At 55.2% G+C, this 9,117-nt stretch carries 8 protein-coding genes; 5 read left to right on the forward strand and 3 right to left on the reverse strand.

Annotation, left to right across the window (positions count from 1 at the left end; all coding sequences use genetic code 11):
* A partial coding sequence (locus ACLQ7H_RS09020; RefSeq protein WP_411752367.1) for a PTS glucose transporter subunit IIA occupies positions 1 to 185 on the forward strand: 185 nt, incomplete at its 5' end.
* An 85-nt stretch (positions 186 to 270) separates the two neighbouring features.
* Here the strand turns inward: ACLQ7H_RS09020 and pgtP are convergent.
* Positions 271 to 1,659, reverse strand: a complete 1,389-nt coding sequence (gene pgtP / locus ACLQ7H_RS09025) for a phosphoglycerate transporter PgtP (RefSeq protein WP_411752368.1) — start codon at positions 1,657 to 1,659, stop codon at positions 271 to 273.
* 458 nt (positions 1,660 to 2,117) lie between these two features.
* Here pgtP and ACLQ7H_RS09030 point away from each other — a divergent pair, with 458 nt between their 5' ends.
* The 4 genes from ACLQ7H_RS09030 to ACLQ7H_RS09045 all read left to right on the forward strand — a co-directional run bounded on the left by ACLQ7H_RS09030 (position 2,118) and on the right by ACLQ7H_RS09045 (position 6,978).
* Complete coding sequence (locus ACLQ7H_RS09030; protein ID WP_411752369.1) at positions 2,118 to 3,353, forward strand: ABC transporter substrate-binding protein; 1,236 nt, start codon at positions 2,118 to 2,120, stop codon at positions 3,351 to 3,353.
* Positions 3,350 to 5,353, forward strand: a complete 2,004-nt coding sequence (pgtB, locus tag ACLQ7H_RS09035) for a two-component system sensor histidine kinase PgtB (RefSeq protein WP_411752370.1) — start codon at positions 3,350 to 3,352, stop codon at positions 5,351 to 5,353. The genes ACLQ7H_RS09030 and pgtB overlap by 4 nt, the downstream gene beginning before the upstream one ends.
* Positions 5,347 to 6,591, forward strand: a complete 1,245-nt coding sequence (gene pgtA / locus ACLQ7H_RS09040) for a two-component system response regulator PgtA (protein WP_411752371.1) — start codon at positions 5,347 to 5,349, stop codon at positions 6,589 to 6,591. Before pgtB ends, pgtA begins: the two co-directional genes overlap by 7 nt.
* 147 nt (positions 6,592 to 6,738) lie before the next feature.
* On the forward strand, positions 6,739 to 6,978 hold the full coding sequence (locus ACLQ7H_RS09045; protein ID WP_411752372.1) for a type II toxin-antitoxin system Phd/YefM family antitoxin: 240 nt from the start codon (positions 6,739 to 6,741) through the stop codon (positions 6,976 to 6,978).
* Between the two features lie 94 nt (positions 6,979 to 7,072).
* Here ACLQ7H_RS09045 and ACLQ7H_RS09050 read toward each other — a convergent pair whose 3' ends face one another.
* Together ACLQ7H_RS09050 and ACLQ7H_RS09055 are read right to left on the reverse strand one after the other, a co-directional pair.
* Positions 7,073 to 8,428: an ATP-binding protein gene (locus ACLQ7H_RS09050; protein WP_411752373.1), complete on the reverse strand. Its 1,356-nt coding sequence runs from the start codon at positions 8,426 to 8,428 to the stop codon at positions 7,073 to 7,075.
* Positions 8,429 to 8,433: 5 nt separating this feature from the next.
* Positions 8,434 to 9,114 (reverse strand): response regulator transcription factor, encoded by a 681-nt coding sequence (locus ACLQ7H_RS09055; RefSeq protein ID WP_411752374.1) that lies wholly within the window; start codon positions 9,112 to 9,114, stop codon positions 8,434 to 8,436.
* Positions 9,115 to 9,117 lie beyond the last annotated feature (3 nt).

Raw genomic sequence — 9,117 nt, forward strand, 5'->3', positions numbered from 1 at the left:
AAGAAGGCCAGCGCGTCAAGAAAGGCGATGTGATTATCGAGTTCAATCTGGCCCTGCTGGAAGAGAAAGCCAAGTCGACCCTGACTCCGGTGGTTATCTCCAACATGGACGAGATCAAAGAGCTGATCAAACTGTCCGGCAGCGTCACCGTTGGCGAGACCCCGATCATCCGTATCAAGAAGTAATCGCGGTTCGATCGTAAAAATGGCGCCTTTATCGGCGCCATTTTTTTATCCAAAACCACGGACTCACTTTGTCATCAATCTGACGTTACTGCGCTACCAGCGGCTCCGCTTGTAGCTCTTGTTGCTGTTGCTGCCTTTCACGCTCCAAAGCCAATACGCCGCGATGTGATAGATAGCAGAACAAGATGCAGCACACCACGCCGCCCATCAGCAGATAAAAGCCGCCGTGCCACCCCATCTGATCGACCATCACGCCAAACAGGCTGGTACCCAGCGTCGCCCCAAAGATATAGCTCATAAAGCCACGCAGGCCAACAGCGGAGCCAACAGCAAAGCTGGGGACGATTTCCATCGTCTGTACCGAAGCCAGGAACTGTGGCACATAGATCAGGCAACCGACGATAGCGGCAAAGATGGTGACCATCAACAGCGACTCACTCTTCCAGTAACCAATCAGGCAGATGAAAATCATCACCATACAGATCATCGCCAGCGGCATACGGCGTCCCTTGAACAGCTTATCCGACAACCACCCAGCTAACAGCGTGGAAGGGATTGCCGCCCATTCGAAGAACAGAAACGCGATGCTCATCTGCTCTTTGGAGAAATGCTTTTCGGTGAGCAGATAGATAGGCAGCCAGCTGATCATGCCAAAGCGCACCATGTAGACAAACACGTCCACCAGCGAGACATACCAGGCATTTTTATTACGCAGGACATAGGTACAGAAGATCTGGAAGGCACTCATATTTTCCGGTGCCTGCTCCTGCACCCCGGTTTTCACCCTGACGGTTTCTTCCGGCATCATTTGTTCCAAGGCAGGCAGACCTTCACTGCGCGGAGAGCCTTTACCCAGCCACAGCACCACCAGCGCAAACAGCACCGCCACGCCAGCCGGGACGATATAGCTGGCACTTTGCCAGTGCTCACTGCCCAACACCGCAAAGGCCACACCGACGATCGGGGCTACCACCCCGCCACCGATGTTGTGGGATATATTCCAAAATGCGCCAACGCGGCCTCGCTCACGGCGTGGGAACCAGTTGGCGATGGTAATGAACGAAGGGCCTACCCCCATCCCCTGGAACAGGCCGTTGAATACCACCAATGCGGCAAAGATCCAGAAGGCAGTGCTGAACCCCAAACCGACGTTGACGATAGCACACAGCACCAGGCCACAGGCCATAAACACCTTGGGATTGGCCTTATCGGCCAGGCTGCTCATCACCCCTTTACTGATGCCGTAGGCAATCAACATGCAACTGCTCAGCATGCCGATCTGCGTCGCACTCAGATCCAGGTGCTCTTTCAGGTAGGGCGTAGAAAGGGTGAAGTTGTTACGCACAATGTAATAGGCCAGGTAGCCCAAAAAGACGCTCAGTAACGCCTGCATACGATAACGCTGGTAGGTTGCCTGCACCTGTTCTGGCGGAACACGCTTCGCCGCCGCGCCAGGTTTTAATAATGAAAACATGTTATTCCCCTGTGAGGTTTCTCTGTACAGGCTCGATGCACCTGCTATTTATTAATAACGCTCGCAGTGGATGGTGTAATTAATTCACTGATATGACAAGCCCCATAATATGTGTCAAAACTGACTCAAACCCAGAACAAATAAGCCCAGTTTTGACCCATCAATTAACATCAGCGCTATTAACCAAAAGCCCTTGCGCTCATCCCCCCGTGTCAGAGCGCTACAGCACTGCTGCTGTACGCTCGATCAGCCCACAAGTGATGATGTTTTTGAAGGCGTTAACAGTATTGTTCGGTTATTGATGGTAATATTCTGACTTCATCAACGTTATCACCCCGGCCAAATTTTATTGGTTCATGAAAAATGTTTTTGTCCCAAATGTTTTGCGGGTTATTTTTATCGTTATTGCGATTTTATGAATAAGATCACAAACGATGAGGTCGAGGGAGAATTTTATTATGCGTGCAACGCTCATTTTTACGGCAATGGCCTGCTTACTGTTATCCAGTGTTGCCGGAGCCAAAAGAAATGAACTGGTGATGGCTACCACCTTTTCACCCGAGGCGACTGCCTACCTCATCAGCCGTTGGCAAGGCCAGCCCCAGTCGGTGGTCATCCGCACGCTGAACCGCACCAGTTCCTCCCTGGAACAACTGCTCGACAACACCAGTAGTACCAACGTCGATCTGGTACTGACCTCTTCCCCCATGCTGCTCCAGCACCTGCAACAGCATCAGCGTCTGGCCAACTATGAGGGTGCCCCGGAACAGTCACAACGGCTGGTGCCTGAGCCTATCCGCAATACCGCCGTGGCGGTGGCTATTTCGGGCTTTGGCCTGCTGATCAACCGCACCAATCTGGCAGAGAAACGGCTACCGCTGCCAGAGGATTGGGACGATCTGACCGATGCCCGCTACCTAGGGGCCCTGCTGATGAGCAGCCCTTCCCGCTCGGACACCAGCCATCTGATGGTGGAGTCGCTGTTGCAACAGCGGGGATGGCAATCTGGCTGGCAAACGATGCTATCGGTGGCCGGTAACCTGATCACCATCTCTTCACGCAGCTTTGGGGTGGCGGATAAAGTCAAAAGCGGCCTGGGTTCCGTCGGGCCGATTATCGACAACTATGCCAATCTGCTGCTCGACGATCCGCATCTGGCCTTCCATTATTTCCCCCAGGCGGCTGCCTCTCCCACCTATATAGCCGTGACGAGCAACAGCCATTACCCCGCCGAGGCCCGGCGCTTTATTCAGTTTCTACTCAGCCCGCAAGGACAACGGGTCTTGGCCGATACCAGCACGGGGAAATACCCGGTGATTACGCTGCCGGCAGACAGCCCACGTTTCGCGCAGCAGCAAAAGCTGTTACAGCGGCCGCCGCTGAATTACTCGTTGATCCTACAACGTCAGCGCCTGGTACAAAAGCTGTTTGATACGGCCATCAGCTTCCGCCTGTCTCAGCTCAAGGACGCCTGGAAAGCGTTGCATGGCGCAGAAAGCCGCCTCAAACGGCCTTTGCCGGAGATCCGCGCGTTATTGACCGCCATTCCTGTCACCCAGGCACAAAGCGAAGATCCGCAGTATCTGAAACAGTTTGAGGCACGAAGCGAGAGCGAGCAGCAGGTCATGGAATGGCAACTGTTCTTTCAGCAGCAGCAGAGAAAGGCCATCAAGGCGCTGGAAGAGTTAAAATGAGCCGTTTATTGCCGCGCTTCTTCAAACGCCTGACCATCAGCGCCTGCCTGCGGGGGGCGTTTCTCACCGGCGCGTTGCTGACGCTTACCGTCAGTGGGGTCAGCCTGTACTCCTGGCATGAGCAAAGCTCGCAGGTCCGCTATGCGCTGGATGATTACTTTCCGCGCATCCAATCTTCGTTTGTGATCGAAAGCAATCTGAATACGCTGGTCGATCAGCTTAATGAGTTTTTGCAGGCCGCCAATACCAATGCCCGCCTGCAATTAAGAAATCAGATCGTTGGTCATTTGGAGCAAATCGAGCAGGCCAGCATGCAGTTGGATAACCCTGAACGTCAGCAAATTCAGGCGACGCTGGCAGAAAGCCGCCAGTTGTTGAGCAGATTGGACAACGCGCTGTACAACATGTTTATCGCCAGGGAAAAGGTCAATGAGATCGCCGCGCGCATCAGTTGGCTACATGATGATTTCACCACCGAGCTGAATTCGCTGGTACAGGATTTCAGTTGGCAACAGGGGGCTTTGCTCGATCAGATGGAGACAGGCTCTGGCCAGGCACTCCCCCGCTTGCAGGCCAGTTTGCGCGAGGTGCAAAGTGAGCAGCAGCAAGTCTATGCCCTGGCACGCATCGAGAATCAGATCGCCGATGCTCTGCGCGATCGCCTCAACGAACTGCAATCTGGCAGTGAAGAACCCACTTCGGTTGCCGAGCATGTGCGCTACCTCGCCTATCTGCAAAGAACGGCTAACGAAAATATGCAGGGTTTACAGGCTCATCCCAGTACCATCACGCTGCGGCAAACCATCGACGAACTGCTGGAGACCGGTATTGCCGAAAACAGTATGCCTACGGCGATGAAAGACTATCACCAGGCGCAACAGGCACTTACGCTGGCCACTCAGGCCAAGGAGGCCACGCTTACCCGCTTCCGCACGCAGTTGGAATCGCAACTGAGTAACAGCCACCGCCAGATGCAGACCTTTAACCACCGTCTGGAGCAAATCATCCGCGTCAGCGGCAGGCTAATTGTGATCGCCACCCTGCTGGCAATGCTATTGGTGTATTTGCTCAATCACTACTTTATCCGTTCCCGCCTGGTCAAGCGCTTTACCCTGCTCAACCAGGTGGTGGTACGTATCGGCCTTGGGGAAACCAACGCGGCGATCCCGGTTTACGGTGGCGATGAACTGGGCCGTATCGCACGCCTGCTGCGGCGTACCCTAGGCCAGTTGAATCAGCAAAAATCCCGGCTGGAGCAGGAAATCACCGAACGTAAGGGCATTGAGCAGCATCTACGTGCCACACAGGATGAGCTGGTGCAGGCCGCCAAGCTGGCCGTGGTTGGGCAGACCATGACCACCCTGGCTCATGAGATCAACCAGCCGCTAAATGCCCTGTCTATGTACCTGTTTACCGCTCGCCATGCGGTGGAGAAACAGCAGCCCGAGGCGGCTACGCGGGCCCTGACCAAGGCCGATGGCCTGATTGGCCGTATGGATGCCATTATCCGCATGCTGCGGCAATTCACCCGGCGAACCGAACAGGATAGCCCCTCTCAGCCCGTTGATTTACGCCAGTCATTACTTGCTGCCTGGGAGTTGCTGGCTCTTCGCCACCAACCGTTGCAGGGCGAACTGCGGCTACCGGAAGGTGCACCAAACGTATTAGGTGACGAGGTGCGCATTCAGCAGGTGCTGGTCAATCTGATGAGTAACGCGCTGGATGCCTGTCCGGAGCGGCCACTATTGCAGATAAGCTGGCAACGCCAGGAGTCCGGTTGGCAGGTCATGCTGTGGGATAACGGGCCAGGCTGGCCGCTGGCACGGGCTGAATCGTTACTTAAACCTTTCACCACCAGCAAATCGGTGGGCTTGGGGATTGGCTTGTCCATCTCGCTCTCACTGATGCAGCAAATGGGCGGCAGCCTGCATCTGGCCTCTACACTGACGCAGAACGCCTGCGTCGTTTTACAGTTTCAACCGGTGGGTCAACCATGTTAAGCCAACAAGCGCAAATTCTGTTAATCGACGACGATGCTGACGTCCTCGATGCCTATACCATGCTGCTCAACCAGGCAGGCTATCAGGTTCAGGCCTGTAATAACCCGCTTAAGGCACAGGAAATGCTCGGTGAGGAGTGGCCAGGGATCGTGATCAGCGATGTCTGTATGCCTGGCTGTTCCGGGATTGAGCTGATGGCGCTACTGCTCGCTCACGATGCCTGTTTGCCGGTGTTGTTGATCACGGGTCATGGCGATGTGCCGATGGCGGTTGAAGCAGTGAAAAAAGGGGCCTGGGACTTCCTGCAAAAACCGGTCAACCCGGCCCAACTGCTCGAACAGGTCGCCAACGCGCTGGCCCAGAGACGCTCTTACATTGCCCGTCGTCGTTGGCAGCAGGAACAGTTGCAGAGCAATCTGATTGGCCGTAGTGAGTGGGTAAAGCAGCTGCGAGTGCGTTTGCAGCAGGTAGCCGAAACCGATTTGGCGGTTTACCTGCAAGGGGAGTTAGGGGTCGGCAGGACGTTGGCAGCCCGCTATTTACACCGTATGAGCCATCGTAGCGAACAGCCGTTGATCGTGGGTGAATTGACGCCGGGGGGCGAAGCACCGTTAGAACAATGGATTGAGCAGGTAAGCGGCGGGACGCTGATTTTACGCCACCTCGAGCACCTGTCTATCACCCAGCAGGCGCGGCTGATCCAGCTCCAGGGACAAGACCCACTGCCTTTCCGGCTGATCGGCATTGGGACTTCACCGTTGGTGGAACTGGCCGCTGGGCATACCCTCCTGCCCGATTTCTATTACTGCTTTGCCATGACTCAAATCGCCTGCCTGCCGCTGTCTCTGCGCCCCGATGATATAGAGCCGTTATTCCGCCACTATCTGCAGCAGGCCTGCCTGCGCCTTAACCATCCGTTGCCGGATCTGCCAGCCGAGCTGATTAAGCGTTTGGTAAAAAGGGTATGGCCGAATAACGTGCGCGAATTGGCTAATGCCGCAGAACTGTTTGCCGTCGGGGTGATGCCACTGGCAGAAACTGCCAATCCGCTGTTGCACGGATCCGATCCCGCACCGCTGGATCAGCGTATCGAAGACTATGAGCGCCAGATCATTACCGAGGCGTTGAACCTGCATCAGGGGCGGATTAATGAGGTGTCCGAGTATTTACACATCCCACGTAAGAAGCTCTATCTGCGGATGAAAAAGTACGATCTGGATAAGCAGCATTACCGTTAAAATCAAACCGCCTCAGGTTGCTGTCAAATCAACACCTAGCTCATCCGTACGGGCACATGCCGAGCCTGTCTCGCTTGAAACACACAGCCTTGCTGCTCTACCCTTAGTGACCAGACCAATAAAGCCGCTAAAACACGAGGTCTTTTTATGCAAAAGATTAACATTAGTGATGCGAAAACCAACCTGTCTAGAATTGTCCAGGAAGTTGCTAGTACTGGTGAGCCCGTGCAGATCGCAAAAAATGGTCATACTCTAGTTAAGGTCATCGCATACAGGGAAGATAAACCTAAGCGCAAGCTGGGTTTCCTCAAAGGCAAGGGGAGCATTCCTGCCAATTTCGACGATATGAACAGCACCGACATTGCTGAACCGTTAGAAAAATATTGAGTCTGAGCACCAAGCTAACCCATACCTCACCTTGGATGATGAGGCGGTCGAGTTTGCTGAGATGACCGCTTTACTTCCAAACGAGTAGGGATCATCAGCTCCCTCTCCTTGTGGGAGAGGGTTGGGGTGAGGGCCAGCGCGGTACCCGCAGCGTGATCACCAGGCCACCCTGTTCGCCATTATGTGCCTCAACCTGCCCACCATGGGCCAGCACCACTTTGCGAGTGATTGCCAAACCCAGGCCATAGCCTTTGCCTGACATCGCCGATTTTACCCGGACAAAGGGATCAAAGATGCTGGAAAGCTTCGACTCCTCCACGCCCGGCCCCTGATCGCTGACCTGGATCTGGAACAATTGGTCGATACGCGTCAGTACCACCGTCACACGCTGGCCGTGGCTGGAAAAGCGCAGGGCATTACGCACAATGTTGTCAACCGCGCGGCGCATCAGTTCGGCATTGCCTTTCACGGTGTATTCCTCTTCGGAACTAGCCTGTAAAACGATTTCTACGCCGGGGATCTGCGCCTCGTAGCGCGCATCGTTAACCACCGCCTCCACCAGCCCATAGAGATCGAAATACTCCTCATCATCAGACAGGCCGCTGTTCTCGGTGCGTGACAGCGCCAGCAGTTCGCCAATCATCTTGTCCAACCGCCCGGCTTCATGCTCGATACGCTGCAACGAGTTCTCCACGTTGTTCGGGTTTTGCCGCCCCAAGCCAATCGCTAGCTGCAAGCGAGCCAATGGCGAGCGCAACTCATGGGAGACATCGTGCAGCAATTGCTCACGGGCACTGACCAGCACCTCCAGCCGTTCCGCCATGCTGTCAAAATCACGCGCCACCTCGGAAAGCTCGTCATGCCGCCGCCGCATTGCCGGGAACAACCGCACCGCCAGATCGCCCTGCGCTACCCGTTCAAAACCGGCGCGCAGTTGGCGCATCGGGCGCGTCAAGTTCCAGGCTAACATGGCGCTGAACAACAACCCCCCCAGCCCACCGACCCACACCATCGGCTCCGGAATGTTCAGCAGGCGCCAGCGCTTGGGTGGCCGATATTCGGCGCGCAGTCCTTCCAGATCGTAGCTCAACCGGTAGCCCTGGTTATCCGCACCTGTTACCCATTCCACCATCATTTTCGCTGGCCGGTCGGTTGCAGGGTTTTGGCCTGGCTCTTCAAGTGATGGTTTGAAGGCAGGCGTCACGCTTAGGAAGCGGCGTTCGGTTTCAGGCCATTTGGCAACCATTGCGTTCAGCGCGGGCATCCCACTACTGCGCAATACCGAAGCCGCAGAGGTCAGTTGCAGATTAGCGATACGCCAGGTCATGCTGTTTTCCGGGACTTCATGACGATTACCGTAAAAGGTAAACGTCACCCACAGCGCCTGGGTCATGATGATAAACGTCAGCCAGAAGCCGAGTAGTATTTTCCAGAACAGTCTTCCACGCATCGGCATTACCTGATGCGGTAACCGATACTGCGCACGGTTTCAATGCTCAATCGGTTATCGGTTAGCGCGCCCAGCTTCTGGCGGATATTGCTGATATGCACGTCCACGCTGCGATCGTAAGCCTCGCGTGGCCGCCCCAGACCTTTCTCTGACAGTTCATCCTTCGACACTACTCGTTCAGGCGAACGCAGCAGTAATTCCAGCAAATTGAACTCTGAGGCGGTGAGATCGAATACCTTCCCCTGCCACGCACTGCTGCGGGTGGACGGGTTGAGCGTCAATTCGTTAAAGCTCAGGACAGAAACCTTATCCACCGCCTCCGGCTGCTCTTCAAACCGACGCAGCACCGCACGCAGGCGTGCCACCAGTTCGCGTGGATAGCAAGGTTTGGGCACATAGTCGTCGGCGCCCATTTCAAGCCCGATCACCCGGTCGATATTGTCACCCTTGGCCGTCAGCATGATAATTGGCAGGCGGCTCTTTTTGCGTACCTCGCGCAGCACGTCAATACCGCTCATATCCGGCAGCATGATGTCGAGGATCATCGCAATATAATCGCCAGAAAGTGCGCCATCCACTCCGGCCTTGCCGGTCAGCACCAGGGACGCGTTGAATCCTTCAGCCGTCAGGTATTCGCTCAGCATGGTGCCAAGTTCCAGATCGTCATCGACCAATAAAATTTTCATGCC

The sequence above is a fragment of the Serratia sp. (in: enterobacteria) genome (genome assembly GCF_046715635.1).
GTDB lineage: Bacteria > Pseudomonadota > Gammaproteobacteria > Enterobacterales > Enterobacteriaceae > Chania.